Origin of the sequence: Bacillus sp. 105MF (assembly GCF_000374885.1) — a bacterium.
Classification (GTDB): Bacteria; Bacillota; Bacilli; order Bacillales; family Bacillaceae_G; genus Bacillus_A; species Bacillus_A pseudomycoides.
In genome coordinates this window covers 17,788-35,780 of the sequence record NZ_KB895583.1, presented here as the reverse complement: position 1 = coordinate 35,780, position 17,993 = coordinate 17,788, and the positions used below count along the sequence as shown (strand labels likewise).

The 17,993-nt window shown below is 35.6% G+C and carries 20 protein-coding genes; 18 read left to right on the top strand and 2 right to left on the bottom strand.

Going from position 1 to position 17,993, the window contains the following annotated elements:
* The first annotated feature begins 102 nt into the window (after window positions 1-102).
* The 8 genes from C564_RS0122115 (at window position 103) to C564_RS36890 (ending at window position 6,939) form a co-directional block, all read left to right on the top strand.
* On the top strand, window positions 103-474 hold the full coding sequence (locus C564_RS0122115) for a VOC family protein (RefSeq protein ID WP_003195422.1): 372 nt from the start codon (window positions 103-105) through the stop codon (window positions 472-474).
* Window positions 475-494: 20 nt separating this feature from the next.
* Window positions 495-1,274, top strand: coding sequence for a DUF2935 domain-containing protein (locus C564_RS0122110; RefSeq protein ID WP_018766874.1), 780 nt, complete (start codon window positions 495-497; stop codon window positions 1,272-1,274).
* Between the two features lie 247 nt (window positions 1,275-1,521).
* The gene (locus C564_RS0122105) at window positions 1,522-2,079 is read left to right on the top strand and encodes a spore coat protein (protein ID WP_018766873.1); all 558 of its coding nucleotides are present in this window, start codon (window positions 1,522-1,524) and stop codon (window positions 2,077-2,079) included.
* A 245-nt stretch (window positions 2,080-2,324) separates the two neighbouring features.
* Window positions 2,325-2,606 (top strand): YkvA family protein, encoded by a 282-nt coding sequence (locus tag C564_RS0122100; RefSeq protein ID WP_018766872.1) that lies wholly within the window; start codon window positions 2,325-2,327, stop codon window positions 2,604-2,606.
* A gap of 10 nt (window positions 2,607-2,616) precedes the next feature.
* Window positions 2,617-3,222: a DedA family protein gene (locus tag C564_RS0122095; protein WP_018766871.1), complete on the top strand. Its 606-nt coding sequence runs from the start codon at window positions 2,617-2,619 to the stop codon at window positions 3,220-3,222.
* Window positions 3,223-3,831: 609 nt separating this feature from the next.
* A complete protein-coding gene (locus C564_RS0122090) occupies window positions 3,832-6,321 on the top strand; it encodes a LamG-like jellyroll fold domain-containing protein (protein ID WP_051107077.1) in 2,490 nt (829 codons plus the stop codon).
* Between the two features lie 142 nt (window positions 6,322-6,463).
* Window positions 6,464-6,667 (top strand): hypothetical protein, encoded by a 204-nt coding sequence (locus tag C564_RS0122085; RefSeq protein WP_003195434.1) that lies wholly within the window; start codon window positions 6,464-6,466, stop codon window positions 6,665-6,667.
* A gap of 107 nt (window positions 6,668-6,774) precedes the next feature.
* Window positions 6,775-6,939 carry a hypothetical protein gene (locus C564_RS36890; protein WP_026008663.1) on the top strand — a complete coding sequence of 55 codons (165 nt, stop codon included), beginning with the start codon at window positions 6,775-6,777 and terminating at the stop codon, window positions 6,937-6,939.
* A gap of 29 nt (window positions 6,940-6,968) precedes the next feature.
* Here the strand turns inward: C564_RS36890 and C564_RS0122075 are convergent, their stop codons facing one another.
* Window positions 6,969-8,372 (bottom strand): amino acid permease, encoded by a 1,404-nt coding sequence (locus tag C564_RS0122075; RefSeq protein ID WP_018766869.1) that lies wholly within the window; start codon window positions 8,370-8,372, stop codon window positions 6,969-6,971.
* 242 nt (window positions 8,373-8,614) lie between these two features.
* Here C564_RS0122075 and C564_RS0122070 point away from each other — a divergent pair, with 242 nt between their 5' ends.
* From C564_RS0122070 to C564_RS0122025, 10 genes are all read left to right on the top strand, one after another.
* On the top strand, window positions 8,615-9,742 hold the full coding sequence (locus C564_RS0122070; protein WP_018766868.1) for a cation:proton antiporter: 1,128 nt from the start codon (window positions 8,615-8,617) through the stop codon (window positions 9,740-9,742).
* Between the two features lie 128 nt (window positions 9,743-9,870).
* Window positions 9,871-10,200 (top strand): hypothetical protein, encoded by a 330-nt coding sequence (locus C564_RS0122065; RefSeq protein ID WP_003195440.1) that lies wholly within the window; start codon window positions 9,871-9,873, stop codon window positions 10,198-10,200.
* Between the two features lie 29 nt (window positions 10,201-10,229).
* The gene (locus tag C564_RS0122060; RefSeq protein WP_026008661.1) at window positions 10,230-11,093 is read left to right on the top strand and encodes a MurR/RpiR family transcriptional regulator; all 864 of its coding nucleotides are present in this window, start codon (window positions 10,230-10,232) and stop codon (window positions 11,091-11,093) included.
* A 161-nt stretch (window positions 11,094-11,254) separates the two neighbouring features.
* On the top strand, window positions 11,255-12,139 hold the full coding sequence (gene murQ, locus C564_RS0122055; RefSeq protein WP_018766866.1) for an N-acetylmuramic acid 6-phosphate etherase: 885 nt from the start codon (window positions 11,255-11,257) through the stop codon (window positions 12,137-12,139).
* 23 nt (window positions 12,140-12,162) lie between these two features.
* A complete protein-coding gene (locus C564_RS0122050; RefSeq protein WP_018766865.1) occupies window positions 12,163-13,527 on the top strand; it encodes a PTS transporter subunit EIIC in 1,365 nt (454 codons plus the stop codon).
* Window positions 13,528-13,579: 52 nt separating this feature from the next.
* Window positions 13,580-14,641 (top strand): DUF871 domain-containing protein, encoded by a 1,062-nt coding sequence (locus C564_RS0122045; RefSeq protein WP_018766864.1) that lies wholly within the window; start codon window positions 13,580-13,582, stop codon window positions 14,639-14,641.
* 201 nt (window positions 14,642-14,842) lie between these two features.
* Entirely contained in the window at window positions 14,843-15,247 is a 405-nt protein-coding gene (locus tag C564_RS0122040; RefSeq protein WP_003195449.1) for a DoxX family protein, read from the top strand.
* 295 nt (window positions 15,248-15,542) lie between these two features.
* Window positions 15,543-15,791: a hypothetical protein gene (locus C564_RS0122035; protein ID WP_018766863.1), complete on the top strand. Its 249-nt coding sequence runs from the start codon at window positions 15,543-15,545 to the stop codon at window positions 15,789-15,791.
* Window positions 15,791-16,195 (top strand): nuclear transport factor 2 family protein, encoded by a 405-nt coding sequence (locus C564_RS0122030; RefSeq protein WP_018766862.1) that lies wholly within the window; start codon window positions 15,791-15,793, stop codon window positions 16,193-16,195. Before C564_RS0122035 ends, C564_RS0122030 begins: the two co-directional genes overlap by 1 nt.
* Window positions 16,196-16,279: 84 nt before the next feature.
* Entirely contained in the window at window positions 16,280-16,765 is a 486-nt protein-coding gene (locus tag C564_RS0122025) for a DUF6241 domain-containing protein (RefSeq protein ID WP_003195457.1), read from the top strand.
* 51 nt (window positions 16,766-16,816) lie between these two features.
* On the opposite strand, the gene C564_RS0122020 is transcribed toward C564_RS0122025, so the two are convergent.
* Window positions 16,817-17,728, bottom strand: coding sequence for a DMT family transporter (locus C564_RS0122020; RefSeq protein ID WP_018766861.1), 912 nt, complete (start codon window positions 17,726-17,728; stop codon window positions 16,817-16,819).
* Window positions 17,729-17,993 lie beyond the last annotated feature (265 nt).

Here is a 17,993-nt window from a genome sequence, read left to right as displayed (position 1 = left end):
CTCCTTTATAAGTGAAACATTCATCACTATGTATTGTATTCAGACATAATTGTTATTTATGACTCATATAGAAAAACTAGTAGGGTCAAGGAGGAAATGTACGTGGAGACTATTACAAATTGTATTGTATTAGAAGTAAGAAATTTAAAGGAAACATTATATTTTTATGAAGGTATCCTGGGATTTCAGCCAAGTAGGCACCGGCCACAATTACATGTGCCTGGCGTTTGGTATGATATTGGTGCAACGAGAATTTGCTTCGTTTTAAATAGGGAAAAAGGCGGGGATTTCGGTGAGGAAGTGCCTTCTTATATAAATTTTAGTTTGCCATTTTGTGATATGGAAAAAGTACGAAAAAAATTAGAGTTCTATTGTGTGTCATTTCAAGAATTAGAGAGCTGTAAAACGGAGAAAAGAGGTATTATTGTGCATGATCCTGACCAGTATAGAATTCTAATTGCGCCGAAAGAGTAGATAAGGGGGGAGTTAACCGGATGAATAGTACGTATGAAGAAATCGCGTTGTTTGAACATAAATTCTGGTTGAAGGTTCTTGGCGATCATGCGCAGTTTCTTTTAGATGCTTTAGCTCAAAATGAAAGTGAAGATATTCAAAAAGCGATGTATTTTGTCCAAACATTTGATAGATTCCTCAGTAATATTCATACGGTAAATTTGATTGCATTTGCGAAAGATGCACATAAAGTAGCAGAGGAAATTAGAAAATTTAAGTTAAATATTATACAAAAGCAACTGGAAGGAAAAATTGTCATTCATTTTACACCAACTTTTATTAACCATATGGTGAACGAAGTGGAAGAGTACATAACGGTATTAGAATATTTAATAAAAGGAGAAGTGCCACCTGTTTTTCATGAATTGCATTATCATCTTGCTTGGCTAACGGATGCAGCGGGTCATGCAGGTGCCATTTCAGGTGGATTAGATCTGGTCGAGAAACGACTGAAAGAGAAGAGTGAAGAATATGAAAAGCATTTTGAACAGTTTTATTTAAAAGCTGTGGAAATGACAGGTTACTTACGGGCGGAACTGCATTCTTTTCCAGCTCTAAAAAAATTTACAAAAGATGTTTCATTAGAATTAACACTATTCTCCCGTTTTCTTCACGAATTAGAAGAATTAGAGTTATCTAATCAAGTATTAAGCTTAATATCTGGAAGAATGGCAGACCATATGGCAAGGGAAGAATGTTATTATTTACTGAAACTAGCACAAGCTTCTGGGTTAGAGCTGCCAAAGTGTAATCCGCTTTAATTTATACCATATAAAGTGAAACTTTAATTGGTGTGGGGCTTTGCCTCACATCAATTATTAGTTGAACCAATCGGGCTTTTACGGGCAGTTGATTCCCCACCTAATTTCTTTGCTTTCGCTGAATTTTGAGGAGGGGTCTTACTGCCCGTTAATGCGGGATAAAAATTCGCAATGATGTGGATTTTTATATGGTATTTTTGTTTTTTTAGGAGATGCTAGAAAGGAATTATAGAAAGGGGGAATAGAAATGCAATTAGCAACGCATGAATTACGTGACTTAAGTGAACTGATAGCGGGAGACTATAACACAATTAATACGATGTCTACATATATACAGCAAGCACAGGATGATGAGTTGAAACAAATGTTACAGAATCATCTTCCTCTTCATGTGCAAGATTATAATTTGAAGGTGGAATTTATACAAGGTGAGACAACTCCAAATATATCAAAGTTTCAGCCGTCTAAATTAAAACCAGTATTAGCTTCTTATACAGAGGCACCTTCACAAAAGTATTCCCCCGTTACACCAAGCGTCATTGCACAACCACCTAATGATCGAGCAATTGCGACTGGATATTTATTGAACCAAAAGTCTTCTGCGTTTAATTGTGCAGGTTCTTTATTAGAGTGTGCGAATCCAGAGTTAAGAACGCTTTTAGAAAATACCTTTTTAAATAGTAGTCACCATGCTTATGACATTTGGCAGTATATGGTGAAGAAAGGGTATTATCAGCTATCACCAGCACCAAGTTCTGAAATGCAAGCCATAGCGAGTATGTATCAGCCTATTAATGAAGGATAACCAAAAAAGATTGACAAGTTCTATCAAATATTTTAAGGTGATTTTATAAGATTGCGTATATAAAGGGGAGTAACTTGTCACAATAAAGCCGTCATTACAGGGAGAAACCCTCGGCTTTATTGGCAACGATTTGTTGTTAGTGAGACCTTTACCAGCAATGGTAAAGGCCCCTTATTGTTTTTTTTAGGACCTTTACTATATTTGGTAAAGGTCCTTTTTGTATGCAGAAAAAAGAGAGGTGAAAAATGAAAAAGTTTATAAACCGATTTCGATTTATGCTTCATTTTCGTCAATTTGGTCCATTTTTATATGACTTTTTTACATCAAAAGAAGTCGCTATGCAGAAGAAAATACTATCCATTGTTTTTTTAATTGGGTATGTCGTATTTCCGTTTGATCTCATCCCTGATTTTCTACTGTTTTTTGGGGGATTAGATGATATTGCTGTTGTCTTATTTATTTTACAGCGAATTGTGAAAATGGCACCGAAGCACTTACAAGAAAAATATAATTTAAATAAAGGATAGGAGTTCATAAATGGAGCAGTTTATTTTAGATGTAATTGAGTATTTAAAGCAGTTTTCTTATTTCGGTGTAATTCTAGCATTAACATTTGAGTTTATTCCAGCAGAAATTGTGTTGCCGCTTGTTGGATATTGGGTATACGAAGGAGATATGAATTTTTGGCTCGCAGTATTAGCTGGAACGATCGGAGGAACGACGGGGCCGCTAACACTATATGCGCTCGGGTATTATGGTGGTCGACCGTTATTACTGAAATATGGAAAATACTTTTTTATAAAGGAAGAACAGATTCAAAAAGCAGATCATTTCTTTGAAAAATATGGACCAGCTGTGGCGTTTCTTGGCCGATTTATTCCAGGGGTTCGTACACTTATTTCAGTTCCATGTGGAATCGCCAAAATGAACATTTGGCAATTTAGCATATACACATTTATAGCGATGTTGCCACTCACAACGCTATATGTATATGTAGGATTGAAATTAGGACCTCATTGGAAAAAAGCAGGTGCGATTGTTGAACAATATACATTACCGATACTAGGGATTGTTTGTTTCATTGTGATAGGAATGTTCATTTTCAAGTTTGTGAAAAAGAAAAATAAAGCGGAGTCTATGTGAAAGATGATGAGACTTTTGTTTGATTAAAAGTATTTTAGACGATAGAAAAAGTATTGGACTTAAAAGGTGCTTTCATATACAGAAAGCACCTTTTGTAACATAGATTATCTTTTTATATTGTGATTTATGTGATTAAAATCTACTTTTATCCTCCAAACATCTTTTGGTTATCACATAATACTGTTTCTAGATTGTAAATTTAAATCCTTTTATATATTCCAGTAGGGCTAATCGACATCATATCTACTATTTAGCCTAATAGAGATTTAAATGGAACAACTATATATGAGTGATATATAGTTGTTCCATTTCGATTTGCCAACATATAAGTTGCGGCTATGAAGAACAAAAGGTGACCTGCACTCGTTTTTTTCTTTTTGTTTTAACTTGGCATGGGGCAGGAAGAGGATCTGACCGCTTCTATGCACGGCCGGATGCTCTCTCCCACCTAAAAATAAAGGTTTTATGTCGTTTTTTGTATTTATATAGCTGTTGTGGCACTTTACAGGAAACTGACTTTATATTTACAAAGATGTAATATTTTTCATTATTCGTTTAAACGAGGTTAATATGTGTTAGATACAATAATCCTTGTACTGAATCAAACATATGAGGAGGATTTACGTGAGTAGGAACATGTTTCAGAAGGTAAAAGGTCTTATTGGATTATTAGCAGTTTTCATTTTAGCGTTTGTATCGTTTCCATGGAACACTTCCGCACAAACGGAAGAGAAGAAACAAGAGGAAAAACCGCAGGAGAAAAAACTTGTCTTTCCGGTTGTAAGTGACGTACATATTAAAAATAGCGGAACAGATGATACGTTCCGTTGGAAAAGAGCGATTGAACAGTTTAATACACTTGCGCCAAAACAAGACGCATTTGTTATCGTTGGTGATTTTACAGATTCAGGGTCTAATCAGCAATATGATCGTTTTATGCAAGTATATAATCAATATGCCAATAAAGATGCAGTGAGAATGAATTCACTTGGAAACCATGATTATTGGAATGGTTTATCGGCAGAGGATGCACAAAAACGTTTCTTAGAAAAGACAGGAATGGAATCTATTTATTATCATAAAGTCGTGAAGGGATATCACTTCCTTGTTATGTCACCAGAAGATGGAACGACACATGGATATTATTCTGATAAACAAATTAATTGGTTGAAAGAAGAAATTGCGAAAGCAAAAGCTGATGATCCAGAAAAACCAATTTTCGTGTTCTTGCACCAGCATATTAAAGAAACTGTGTATGGTAGTCATGAATGGGGAACGAAGGACAGTGCAAAAATTAATGAAGTATTAAAGGATTATCCGCAAGCAATTACATTCTCTGGTCATTCGCACTATCCATTAGATGATCCAAGATCCATTCATCAAAAAGACTTTACATCTGTTGGAACATCTTCAGTAAGTTATATGGAAGTAGAGGGCGGGAAAGTTCAAGGTAATATTCCGCCAGGTGCAAGCGATTTAAGCCAAGGTTTATTAGTAGAGGTAGACGATAAAGAAGTAACAATTAATCGTCGTGATTTCCATACGAATTCTTGGACAGGTGAACCATGGAAGGTTCAACTACCAGCTAAAAAAGAATCTTTTAAACATGTGGAAAGCCGCGATAAAGAAAAACCATCTTTCGAGAAAAATGCAAAGTTAAAAGTTTCAAATGTAACTGAGAGTTCAGTAACAGCGACTTTCCCGCAAGCAGTGGATAATCTACTTGTTCATTCTTATCGTTTACAAGCAAGAGATAAAGAAACAGGAGAAATTAAAAATAAGTTATTAGCATTCTCAGAGTTTTATCGTGATCCAGTGCCGAAAGAACTTACGTTTACATTAGGTGGGCTAGATAGTGGAAAAACATACACGCTAGAAGCAGTTGCGATCGATTCATTCGAAAATGAAAGTGAACAGCCATTACAAGCAGAAGTAACAACGAAAAAAGAAATTATTGATCCGAATGTGAAAGTGCCAAAGGCGGATGTATTTGATGTTAACTTTTTAGATGGTATATTTAAAGATAACTCATCATTTGGAAGTAAAGGCGATGTAAAAGGGAATGTATCAATTGAATATGATAAATCATTGAAAAAGCATGTAATGAAATTAAATGGAAAAGCAAACACATTTGGCTATATCCCGTTTTCAGCAGCGCAAAAAGAGAAAGTGGCGAATACATTTACATTAGAAACGGTATTTTCTATGAATGAAATTCGTGGTCAAGCTATTATGGAAAATACAGAGAGCGGCGGAATTGGGTTCGAATCTACTGGAACTGGATATGTAGAATTATGGGCTCATATTGGTGGTAGCTATAAACGTATAGGTACACAATTAGAGGCAAATAAAACATATCATTTAACAGGAACGTATAATGGAAATGAATTAGCAATCTATGTAGATGGAAAAAAAGTAAATAGTCAGCCAGTGACAGGTAAAGTATATCATCCGAATGTACCATTCGCGATTGGTGCAGATCCAACAAGTGATGGTAACGGTGGGGTTCCATTACATGGACAAGTTGCGCTTGCAAAATTATATAGTAAAGCACTTACTTCATCTGAAATAGTAGCGGCATACAATGAGTTTACAAATCGCACAAAACTAGAAGAATTAAATGCTTTATATGAAGAGATTGGTAAAGCAAAAGAAACATTAGCAGGTTCTTATGAATTCGGTGAAAAGCCGGGCCAATATTCACAAGCTGCCTTTACAGAATTACAAACAAGTTATAATGGAGCAAAAGCAGTATTTGAAAATATGGCGACGACAGGTGAGCAAGCAGTTGGGGCATATCACAGTTTAAAAACAGCACATCAAACATTTATACAATCAAAAGTAGTTGACCAAAAACCAGAAACGCCAAAAGAGAAATTACAAAAAACAATTGATGCAGCAAAAGTTTTATTAGAAAAAGTTCAAGTAGGACAAGAACCAGGACAATATCAAGAAGGCCCAGTGAAAGCATTAGAAGGAAAAATCAAAGTAGCGGAATCTGTAGTAAAAGATACAAAAGTAAAAGATCAGTATGTAGAAACAACGAATCGTACATTAGAATATGCGATGCAGCTTGTTGAAAAGAGTGTAAATAAGTAAGAGAATGGGAAGCTTGCCTTGGGCGAGCTTCTTTTATTAGTAGGAATTTATGTCGTATCGCCGATATATGTAGTGATTCCGCCGATATATTATTTCATGTTACAATAAAGAGAGATGAAACAAACGTAAAGGGGCGAAAGATTTGGAAGAGCAAAAGCTAAAAAGAATTCTTGAATATGTATGGATTGCAGTTGTGCTCCTTGTTGGATATTATTTTTTGAAAGATAAAAGCAAATGGGTTCTGTTTTTAATGACTTTTCTATTAGCAGGATTAGGAGCATTGTTTATTAACTTTTTCTTTGATAGTGTAACTGCATGGAAAAAGAAAAAGAAGGAAACAAAATAATAAAGTGAAACTTTAATCAGTGGGGGATTTCTTCATCCCCCACTGATTGCTAGCCCACACTAATCGGGCTTTTGTGGGCAGTTCATGCGGGATAAAAGAGAATGGATATGCGAAACTGGAAGCTTGTGTACCAATTGGTTGTAATGATGATTGTAATTACGATTGGTATTGTAAATTACTCGTCATCAATAGGGAATTGGGCCTGGTTTACAGCTTGCATCGACATATTTTTCATTCTACAAACGTTAACAAAAAAACAAACTCGAACGTAAAGCAGCTCGCTAATATAGCGAGCTGTTTTTCATGCTTTTTTTTGTTCACCATTATTTTCTTTGGTCAGTAAATGGCTATTACGTCTAGAGTAGAAGAAATATACACATAGTCCAATGACAAGCCAAACAGCAAATCCTTTCCAAGTTGTTGCAGAAAGGTTAATCATTAAATAGAGACAACAACAAATTGCAACAATTGGTAATATAGGTACGAATGGTGCACGGAAACCTCTTTTTAAATCTGGGTGTGTTTTGCGTAAAATAAGTACAGCAAAGCAAACGAATGTAAAGGCAGTTAGTGTACCGATGTTCACTAAATTTGCAAGTAGATGTAAATCTAGTAATCCTGCTAATAAAGCTGCTGCAATGCCAGTAATCCACGTATTTAATAGAGGTATTTTAACTCTTTGATTCACGCGAGCTAATGCTTTTGGAAGTAGCCCGTCACGGCTCATTGCATAGGAAACGCGAACTTGCCCATACATAACGACTAAAATAACGGTTGTCATTCCTGTCATTGCACCGACAGCTAATAATCCAGCAATGGTGTCTTCACCAACGAAATGAAGCGCAAAAGCAACTGGATCTGAAACATCTAATTGTGTATAAGGAACCATCCCTGTTAAAACAAAGGATACAATCATATAGAGTACCGTACAAATGAGAAGGGAACCGATAATTCCAATTGGTAAATCTCGCTGTGGTTTTTTCGTTTCTTCAGCAGCTGTTGCAATGGCATCAAATCCTAGAAAGGCAAAAAATACTGTTGCTGCACCTGTAATAATCCCATCATATCCAAATGGTAAAAACGGTGTCCAATTTTCCGGTTTGACGTATTTTGTACCTGCTACGATAAAGGCAATAATCACTGCTAATTTAACTAATACCATAATATTATTAATGCGAGCACTTTCGCGTACACCGAAGCTAAGAAGCAGTGTAATAAAAAGTAAAATACATACAGCTGGTAAATCGATTATTCCGCCTTTTCCCATTCCAGGGGCCGAGGCGATAATGGCGGGTAGATGAATATTAAATCCGGAAAGTAACGATTGTAAATATCCTGACCATCCGGCCGCAACCGCCGCAACTGCCAGTAAATATTCTAGCATTAAACACCAGCCAACAATGAAGGCAACGACTTCTCCAACTGTCATATACGCATATGTGTAAACGCTTCCTGAAATAGGGATAGAAGAAGCAAATTCTGCATAGCAGAAGGCCACACATGCACAGGTAAATGCAGCAATAAGAAAAGATAGCATAATACCAGGACCAGAATGTTTGGCCGCAACAATTCCTGTTAAGACGAAAATACCTGTCCCAATTACAGCTCCAATTCCTAAAAAGGTTAAATCTAACGCAGTTAACGTTCTTTCTAATTGCCGTGGTGATTCAGTAGTAAGTGGTTTTTTTCGTAATAATGATTTCACTTGGACTCTCCCCTCATTCTTCGATTTTCACAACTGCGAATATAATACGAGTCCACTGCAAAATAGTCCATAAGCGAATAGAGGTACAGTTGTGTGCTTTGATAAAAAATCTAGAATTGCTGTAGTAATTTTATTATAATTCAGAATATTTTGTCAAATAAAAATGTAACAAATAAAATCTTAGATGTAAGGAAAAACTAACACCAAAAATAGATGTATTTTATAAAGTAGGAGAAGATATTATGCTGTTTTATTTTGAAATTGTCGTTATTTTACTTTGTACGAAATTAGCTGGTGATATTAGTGTTAGACTTGGTCAACCATCGGTACTAGGAAAATTAATTGTTGGAATTATTATTGGTCCCGCTGTTTTTGGAATTATTAATAGTTCTGAACTTATTGATGAACTTAGTGAAATTGGTGTTCTGTTACTCATGTTTATGGCAGGATTAGAAACTGATTTGGAGGAATTAAATCGCAATTTGAAATCTTCATTCGCAGTAGCGATGGGAGGTATCATTTTTCCTTTCCTCGGCGGATATTTGGCGGGACTCGCATTTGGGATGTTACAATCACATGCCATTTTCCTAGGATTACTGCTCTGTGCAACATCAGTGAGTATTTCTGTTCAAACATTGCGAGACTTAGGGAAAATGAATACAAGGGAAAGTACAACGATTTTAGGGGCTGCCGTATTTGATGACGTTATCGTTGTTATTTTATTAGCCTTTGTTATGAGTTTTTTAGGCACACAAGATGTGAGTATTACACTTGTTATCGCTAAGAAAATCATTTTTTTCGTAAGTATTGTTTTCATTGGATGGAAAGTGGTTCCGTGGATTATGAAAATGTTGGTGCCGCTCCGTGTGTCAGAGGCGTTAATTAGTGCAGCACTTATTATTTGTTTTTCATTTGCTTACTATAGTGAGCAAATGGGGATTGCTGGTATCATTGGTGCATTTGCTGCGGGGATTGCCATTTCACAAACAACATATAAACACGAAGTAGAACATAAAATAGAACCGATTGCCTATGCGATTTTTGTACCAATCTTTTTTGTTAGCATCGGGATGGAGATTACATTTCAAGGTATCGGAAACCAAATTTGGTTTATTGTCATCATGACGATTGTTGCCATTATCACAAAGCTAGTGGGGTCAGGCTTAGGAGCGAGGTTAACAGGTTTTAATTTAAAGTCTTCGATTAGCATTGGGGCTGGGATGGTATCGCGTGGAGAGGTAGCACTTATTATTGCCGCAAATGGACTTGCAGCAAATTTGTTAGCGAAAGAAAATTTCACTGCAATTGTAATTGTTGTTATCCTTACGACGATTATTACACCGCCGTTATTGAAGAAGTATTTTATCTAAGGTAAGAAAGCTTATCTCATGTGGATAAGCTTTTTTTATGAGTATAAAAAATAGTAATAGTGTAGAGTGGCGAAGTAATAATTGTGTTAAAATTTATGTGTGCTTTAGTACTAGAAGGAGAAAAATGAATGAAGATTGCATGGAAAAAAGTTATATGTGTAGTTGTAATTCTTTTAATGTGTTTACCATTTACATTAGGAAAAGAATCAAAAGTTAAAGATTTTCCTGTTTCTGTTTTCTCTTCTTATATTGCAGGAGATGATTCGAAAGGATATAGATACACTTCCTTTTTACCTGATGCTGCAATTTGGATAAATGGATGGGAAAAGAAGTGGTCTGAAGGAGAAAGGACGGTCTATCAAAAAGGAGATCGAATTGTAAATGTGTTTCATCCTCCTGGTGAAGATGTCTTTTATCTTTATGATTCGCAAGATATGGAATTGGGATATGAAAAATAAAAGCAACCGTAAGGAATGGGGGATGAATGGTGAAGGCGTCAACGCTACTATTTAAAATAGAAAATCATATGAATCAATTTTCACCAGCTGAAAAAAAGGTTGCTCAGTATATTATGGAGAATGCAGAAATTGTTCCTAATTTAACGACAAAAGAAGTTTCTAATAATGCAGGATCCAGTGAAGCAAGTGTCGTACGCTTTTGTAAAACGATTGGTATAGGAAGTTTTAAAGCTTTTAAGTTAGCGCTTGTTAGAGAATTAACAATTGTCGATTATAATATTAATGATTTTTCAGTGATGAACACAGAGGATAGTCCGTTTGATTTATTCAATAAAGTTACATATGTCAATAAGGCTGCGATTGAAGCGGGTATTACTGCTATTGATAAAAAAGAGTTAGAAAAAGCAGCAGATGCCATTTTAGGAGCAAAGAAAATATTATTTTATGGAGTGGGTGGATCAGCTACGCCAGCAATGGATGGAGCGTATAAGTTTACTCGTCTAGGGTTTACGGCTATGATGCTATCTGATTTTCATATGATGCTCCCGCTTGTTACTAACTTAAAACAGGGAGATATATTTGTCGCTCTTTCAACATCTGGCCGGACGAAGGATGTACTAGAAATGGCGCAATATGCTAGTAGACAAGGTGCTACTGTTATCGCTATTACAAAGCTAGATCAATCGTCTCCATTATATAAAGAATCACATATCCGTCTTTGTATGCCAGATGTAGAACAAGATCATCGTATTGCAAGTATTGCTTCAAGAATGACGCAACTTAATATAATTGATGCTTTGTATGTGATTACATTTAATAGGATAGGTAATCAAGTATTGGATAAATTTACAGAAACAAGAGAAGAAGCAGTACGATTACGGAAATTGAAGTAAAGGAAAAGATGAGATGAAACTCATCTTTTTATTTTGGTTAAATAGACACAATTTTGTTATAAAAAGAAATTTCGTTTCGTAAAATGTAATATAAATATTGATTTTAAGTTTCGTGAAGTTATAATAAAAGTGTGAAATTAAATTTCAAAGAAGGTGAGAATATGTTAGAGAATTTATCAACAGAACACCGAAATGAAAATACGATGAATTTAGACGAGATGAGCATAAGAGAAATTTTACAAACAATGAATCGAGAAGATTGTAAAGTCGCTGTAGCGGTTGAAAATGAAATCGAACAAATTGAAAAAATTGTTCAAAGTGTTGTTTCATCTTTTCAAAATGGTGGACGATTAATTTATATTGGTGCTGGTACAAGCGGACGACTAGGAATTTTAGATGCTGTCGAGTGTCCACCGACATTTGGAACAGATGAGAAACAGGTTCAAGGCTTTATAGCAGGAGGGTTGAAAGCGCTTACTAAAGCGATGGAAGGGACCGAAGATCGAGAAGATCTTGCAGTAGATGATTTAAAGGGGATTCAGTTAAGTAATAAGGACACTGTTATTGGAATCGCTGCAAGTGGTAGAACACCTTATGTAATTGGTGGATTAAAATATGCAAATTCTACGGGAGCAAGTACAGCTAGCATTTCCTGTAATAAGGGAGCAGAGATAAGTAAATTTGCAAAAATTAGCGTGGAAGTAGAGACAGGTGCAGAAGTGTTAACAGGATCTACACGCCTAAAGGCTGGAACAGCACAAAAGTTAGTACTGAATATGATTTCAACTGCTTCTATGATTGGCATAGGGAAAGTCTATAAAAATCTAATGGTTGATGTTCAGTCGACAAATGAAAAGTTAGTCGAGCGTTCCAAACGAATTATTATGGAAGCGACGGGAGTAGATTACAAAGAAGCGGAAGCATATTACGAAAAAGCAAAGCGTAATGTGAAAACAGCAATCGTCATGATATTACTACAGTGCGAATATGGGGAAGCACTTGAAAAATTAACAGATGCGAAAGGATTTGTGAAAAAGGCATTATAAAAAGTGGGGAGGGGGATTTTACAATGAAGAAAGAACAGCGGATGGCAAAAGAGATTACAGAGCAACTTGGGGGAACGAAAAATATTCGTGGTATTGCACATTGTATGACGAGGTTACGTCTAACACTTCATGATGAAAGTAAAGTCAATATGGAGCTTTTGAAAAAAGTAGACGGTGTCATGGGTGTGATTGAAGATGAAACATTGCAGGTCGTAGTTGGGCCCGGAACTGTGAATAAAGTAGCAGCCGAAATGGAGACTTTGACAGGGTTACGAATTGGTGATGTTGCTGATTACCACCTTGAAGATCTTGGCCAAGAAATGAAATCAGCAATCAAGAAGAAAAATAATACGCCTGTTAAAAATTTATTGGGAAAAATCGGTAATATTTTCATTCCATTAATTCCAGGTCTTGTTGCATCAGGAATTATAAATGGGGTTGCCAACTTTGCTAAAAATGCGGGGGCAGATCCAAATGCAACATGGCTGCAAATGTTACTTTTAATTGGCGGTGGTATTTTTACATTCTTAGGTATTCTAGTTGGCTGGAATACGGCAAAAGAATTTGGCGGAACTCCAGTTCTCGGAGCGATTGCAGGTATTTTAATTTTCAACCCAGCTATGGCAAATGTGAAACTATTTGGTGAAGCAATGGTACCGGGGCACGGTGGTTTATTCGCTGTCATCTTTGCAGCATGGCTTATGGTTGTAGTGGAAAGACAAGTACGAAAGGCAGTACCAAATGCAGTTGATATTATTGTGACACCGCTTATTACGGTATTAGCAGTGAGCTTAGTAACGATGTTAGCAATTCAGCCAGTGGCTGGTTTCCTATCTGATGGAATTACAAGTGGCATTAATGCAATTTTAGATGTTGGCGGAGCATTTGCAGGCGCTGTACTCGCAGGAACATTTTTACCGCTCGTTATGGTGGGACTACATCATGGTCTAACACCTATCCACATGGAATTTATTAATCAAACTCATGTAACACCGTTACTACCGGTTTTAGCGATGGCAGGAGCGGGGCAAGTTGGGGCAGCGATTGCGATTTATGTAAAAACGAAAAATAAGCGTCTTCGTAATGTAATTAAAGGAGCACTACCGGTTGGTTTCTTAGGAATTGGAGAACCTTTATTATATGGGGTCACATTACCACTTGGTAAACCGTTTATTACGGCTTGTTTAGGTGCAGCTGTTGGCGGTGCATTCCAGGCAGTTATGAAAACGGCTTCACTCGGAATTGGTGTATCAGGATTATCGTTAATTCCGTTAATCGCTGATAATAAATATTTATTATATTTTCTTGGTCTTGTCATTGCTTATGTATTTGGTTTTATCTTTACGTATTTCTTCGGGTTTAAAGAGGAAATGGCAGAGAACATATAGAGAAAGGGATTCCTTTCTCTTTTTTTCATGATAAGTAGAAGGAGAGATTACTATGATAGGAGTTTCAATATATCTTTCAAAGGACCGGATAGAAGAGCAAGAAAAATGGTTGAAAACGGTAAGCGAATACGGCTTTACGTCTATTTTTACTTCTCTTCATATTCCAGAAGACGATCCTACAACTTATAAAGAGTTAATACAAATACTTGGGAAGCAAGCGGAAAAATATGAGATGGAACTAATGGTGGATGTTTCTCCAAAGTCTTTGCAGTATTTAGGGATTACATATGAAAATGTGAAACAGTTATTAGCGTGGGGGATTACGGGCTTACGCATAGACTACGGTATAGAGGCAAAGCAAATTGCACGTATATCACACAAAATGAAGATCGCTTTAAATGCGAGTACCATTACGGAATCCTTTTGGAAGGAATTACTTCAGGAAAATGTAAAAGTAGATTGTGTAGAAGCATGGCATAATTTTTATCCACGTCCTGAAACAGGGCTTGCTAAATCATTTTTACAAAAGCAAAATCAATTTTTGCGTGAATGCGGTATAAAAACAATGGCATTTATTCCAGGTGGTGGTGAAAAAAGAGGACCTTTATATGAAGGGCTTCCTACATTAGAAAAACACCGATATATGCGCCCGCTTGAGACATATTTGGAACTTGTGGAAGATTGCTTCGTTGATAAAGTATTAATTGGAGATATAAGTGGGAGTTTACAAAGTGTACAAGAAATTACAAGTGCAAATAAAGGGATTATTCCAATACGTTATAAACCGCTGATTAGTGAAAGAGAAGTATTAGAAACAGTAGAGCGAGTACATACGAATAGGCTTGATCCAGCGCATGATGTCATTCGTTCTGTAGAATCAAGAGAAGGACATACTGTTATTTTACCAGCGATGAATACAGTTCAAAGAAAGATAGGGAGTATTACAATTGATAATGAACTGTACGGTAGATATGCAGGTGAAATACAAATCGTTATAAATGATCTATCAGAAAATGAAAAGGTGAATGTAATTGGAACGGTTTTCGAGGAAGATCTATCATTATTGTCTTACGTAAATGCAGGAAAGAAATTTGAACTTATCTCGAAAGAATAGAAAATTATTGATGTTTTTTCGAATGTATTTCCACATGTCGAGCCTTGTAGGAGTGCTATTTTTTGTTAAACATTATCCGTAAAATGGATAATGTTTTTTTATTTCTATTAAAAAAAGTATTTGACGAATAAAAAGAAACAATGTATTGTTTTGTCTTGTGAATAAAAGGTTTGTATAACAAAACGAAAAGGAGAGTTTAGAATGAATCAATATATTGGTAATTTAATTATTCGTATTGTGTTAGGAGTTACGTTCTTTGCACATGGCTTAGCAAAGTTTCAATCAGGTATTGATAATGTAGCAGGTTGGTTTACAAGCATTGGCTTACCAGGTGGTCTCGCATATGGGGTTGCAACATTTGAATTAGTTGGTGGTCTATTATTAATCATTGGCTTAGGTGTTAGATATGTGGGATTATTATTTGCTCTTATCTTGGTTGGTGCAATTGTAAAGGTAAACGGAGCAGCTGGTTTATTAGGAGACGGAAAGAATCCTGGATATGAATTAGATCTTGCATTATTAGCAATGGGTGCGTATTTATTTGTTGTAAAAGCAGAAGGGTATGTAGATCGTTTCTTAAAAGAAAAAGTACTCAAAGCAAAATAAATTATTATATAAAGCACTGTTCTTTTCTGAAGAAGATTTATGAAAAGAACAGTGTTTTTGTATATATCTATTTTGCTGGGGAATTTTTTGGATATTAAAGTATTGACTTGGTGCTTCGTTGTAACTATAATTATTACAACGAAGCGATTAGCAATGAAGTGTGAGTTGTAAATAGATAGCATATTTTTTCGGTCTACTTGTAACTATTTTGGTTACAACATAGAGTGATTATAACAAGTAAGGAAATATAAAATAATAAAAGTGGAAATGTATATAGAAAAACGGAGGAAACAACATGTCAAAATTACATGTAGAAGTCTTTACAGGATCTGAACAAGCCTTTCAAGTTACATCAACGATTATTTATGGAGAGAAAGATGCAATTGAACATACTCGTAAATACTTAGTGACATTTGATGAAGTACTTTCGAAGAATCCTTCAAGTGAAGAAATTCAAACTGCAATGAAGGAACGGTTTCCAAATGTAAAAGCACTAGAAATCGGACTTGTTTTAGCAGCAAATGCGTTTGGAGGGGAAAAATAATGGGACAAAAAACAAATTTAGAGATTATTCGAAGCACATATGAAGGACCATCTTCTTCAAATGCAAAATATTTAGTAGAAACCCTTTCTGAAAAAGTAGAATGGACCGAGGCAGCTGGTTTTCCATATGGTGGAACATATATTGGTGTAGAAGCAGTAATGGAAAATGTATTTAGTCGTTTAGGATCGGAATGGAATGATTATAAAGCAAGCGTAAATACGTATCATGAGGTAAAAGGAAAAGACGTTATTATTGCTGAAGGTGTGTATTCAGGAGTCTATAAAGAAACTGGAAAAGCATTTGAAGCAGAGTTCGTTCATGTATGGCAACTTGAGAATGGAAAAATCGTAAAGTTCAAGCAATATGTGGATAGTCACGTTGTTAGAGAAGCGATGAAAGCTTAAAAATGATAAACAAATGAAATCGGCTATTTGTAGGCGATTCCATTTGTTTTAGTAACAATTAGAGGAGATATCAAAATACATAATATGAAAAAATGGATAATAGGGACGATTACGACTATCGCAATTGTAATGGGTGTTATATTTGGCGCTTATAAATTTCTTGAGTATGTCGAAGCAGAGGATAAACGTTTAAAGGAGCAGAAAGTAATTGCTCAAAAGGAAAAGAAGGTAACGGAAGAAACGCCGCAAGTTAGTGAAGATGAAATCATATCTACTATGCATAAGATGGTACATCAAAAAGTAAAATCCTCTGAGAAATGGGGATTTATCGAAATGACGAAAAAGGAAATTCATAATACGAAGAGGGCTGTAGAGAGTAGTAAAAATTTTAATAATAAAACAAGGCTACTTGCTATTTTAGACCGCTGGGACAGAGGGGATTTTTCGCAAACAGTTGAGGAACATAACTTTCTGTGGAAAATTCAAGGTGGTGATACTGGAAAGGCAACAGAACGTTTATCGCCAGCAGAAGAACAGCAGTATTTAAAAGAAATGAGAAGTGAAAAGTGAAGAATGTAAAAACATCGCCATTATGTTAAAGATAATGGCGATGTTGATCTATTAAGAGTGCTGCCGTACTAAAGTTTGGCTAGGTTGATGAGCAACTGTTTTAAAGTGAGAAAATAAATAACAGCCAGTAATAACGGTGATAGTCCCAAAGATTTGGATCAAAGTTAGTTCTTCTCCTAAGAAAAGAAACGCTAAAATGGCAGTGAAAATTGGATTGAAATTTAGAAAAATTCCTGATGTAGTTGCTCCTAATTTTTGAACACCAATATTCCAAAATACCATACAGACTACAGTTGAAATTAAGCCTGTATATAGTAGTGAAGTGATAAATGAAGCATTAATATTGGAAACAGTAAAGCTTGGTATATTAAATGGAAGCAATATGATAACGCCAAAAACTCCTGAATACAAAGTTGCCATCATTGGCGTAGTTGTTTTTGTTGCCCATTTACTACAAACAGAATAGATACCCCAAATACAAACCGCAGCCATCATCCACAAATCTCCGCTATTCAAATGTAATGAAAATAACAGTGCGATATTTCCTTTTGAAAGGACGAGAATTACACCAAAAAAAGAAAGAATCATAGAAAGAATTTGAAGTATATTGATTTTTTCCTTTAAGAATAAAGATGAAAAGAGTGCAATTGAAATCGCATTTAGTGTAGAAATAAGCCCTACATTTGTTGCTGAAGTCTGTTCTAACGCTAAGAATTGAAAAATGTTAAAGAGAACAACGCCAGTGACCCCCATAAGTAGTAAGGGAAGAATTGCAGCGCGTGGCGGAAGAAGTTTCTTTTCTTTAAACCAAACAATCGGTAAGAGACAAACAATCGCAATCAGCCATCTTAAACTTGTAAGCGTCATTGGAGAAGCATGATCGACGAGTGATTTTCCAACGACAAAATTTCCACCCCATAGTAAGCTTGTTAGCAATAATAAAAAGACATAAAAATAAGGCATAGTTTGGAACTCCTTTTATTAGTGTATAAATTGAAAAACTGATAAAAAACCTTTCTTTTTTGGGGGAAGAGAGGATCCGTCCATGGATAGAAGCGGTCAGGTCCTTTTTTAGCCCCATGCCGAGTAAAAACAAAAAGAGAAAATGAGTGTATGTCCTTTTTTGTTTTCATAGCAGTGACTTATGTGTTGAAAACACAAAATGGATTTATATCGTATGGATTGTAAATAATTTTAGCATTTTTCTTTGTTATCTAATATATTCTTT

What these genes read in the sequence shown, in the direction of transcription:
- C564_RS0122110 (WP_018766874.1), top strand. Translation starts at nt 495, where the DNA reads ATGAATAGTACGTATGAAGAAATCGCGTTGTTTGAACATAAATTCTGG.
- C564_RS0122105 (WP_018766873.1), top strand. Translation starts at nt 1,522, where the DNA reads ATGCAATTAGCAACGCATGAATTACGTGACTTAAGTGAACTGATAGCG.
- C564_RS0122100 (WP_018766872.1), top strand. Translation starts at nt 2,325, where the DNA reads ATGAAAAAGTTTATAAACCGATTTCGATTTATGCTTCATTTTCGTCAA.
- C564_RS0122095 (WP_018766871.1), top strand. Translation starts at nt 2,617, where the DNA reads ATGGAGCAGTTTATTTTAGATGTAATTGAGTATTTAAAGCAGTTTTCT.
- C564_RS0122090 (WP_051107077.1), top strand. Translation starts at nt 3,832, where the DNA reads ATGAGGAGGATTTACGTGAGTAGGAACATGTTTCAGAAGGTAAAAGGT.
- C564_RS36890 (WP_026008663.1), top strand. Translation starts at nt 6,775, where the DNA reads ATGCGAAACTGGAAGCTTGTGTACCAATTGGTTGTAATGATGATTGTA.
- C564_RS0122070 (WP_018766868.1), top strand. Translation starts at nt 8,615, where the DNA reads ATGCTGTTTTATTTTGAAATTGTCGTTATTTTACTTTGTACGAAATTA.
- C564_RS0122065 (WP_003195440.1), top strand. Translation starts at nt 9,871, where the DNA reads ATGAAGATTGCATGGAAAAAAGTTATATGTGTAGTTGTAATTCTTTTA.
- murQ (WP_018766866.1), top strand. Translation starts at nt 11,255, where the DNA reads ATGTTAGAGAATTTATCAACAGAACACCGAAATGAAAATACGATGAAT.
- C564_RS0122050 (WP_018766865.1), top strand. Translation starts at nt 12,163, where the DNA reads ATGAAGAAAGAACAGCGGATGGCAAAAGAGATTACAGAGCAACTTGGG.
- C564_RS0122045 (WP_018766864.1), top strand. Translation starts at nt 13,580, where the DNA reads ATGATAGGAGTTTCAATATATCTTTCAAAGGACCGGATAGAAGAGCAA.
- C564_RS0122040 (WP_003195449.1), top strand. Translation starts at nt 14,843, where the DNA reads ATGAATCAATATATTGGTAATTTAATTATTCGTATTGTGTTAGGAGTT.
- C564_RS0122035 (WP_018766863.1), top strand. Translation starts at nt 15,543, where the DNA reads ATGTCAAAATTACATGTAGAAGTCTTTACAGGATCTGAACAAGCCTTT.
- C564_RS0122030 (WP_018766862.1), top strand. Translation starts at nt 15,791, where the DNA reads ATGGGACAAAAAACAAATTTAGAGATTATTCGAAGCACATATGAAGGA.
- C564_RS0122025 (WP_003195457.1), top strand. Translation starts at nt 16,280, where the DNA reads ATGAAAAAATGGATAATAGGGACGATTACGACTATCGCAATTGTAATG.
- C564_RS0122020 (WP_018766861.1), bottom strand. Translation starts at nt 17,728, where the DNA reads ATGCCTTATTTTTATGTCTTTTTATTATTGCTAACAAGCTTACTATGG.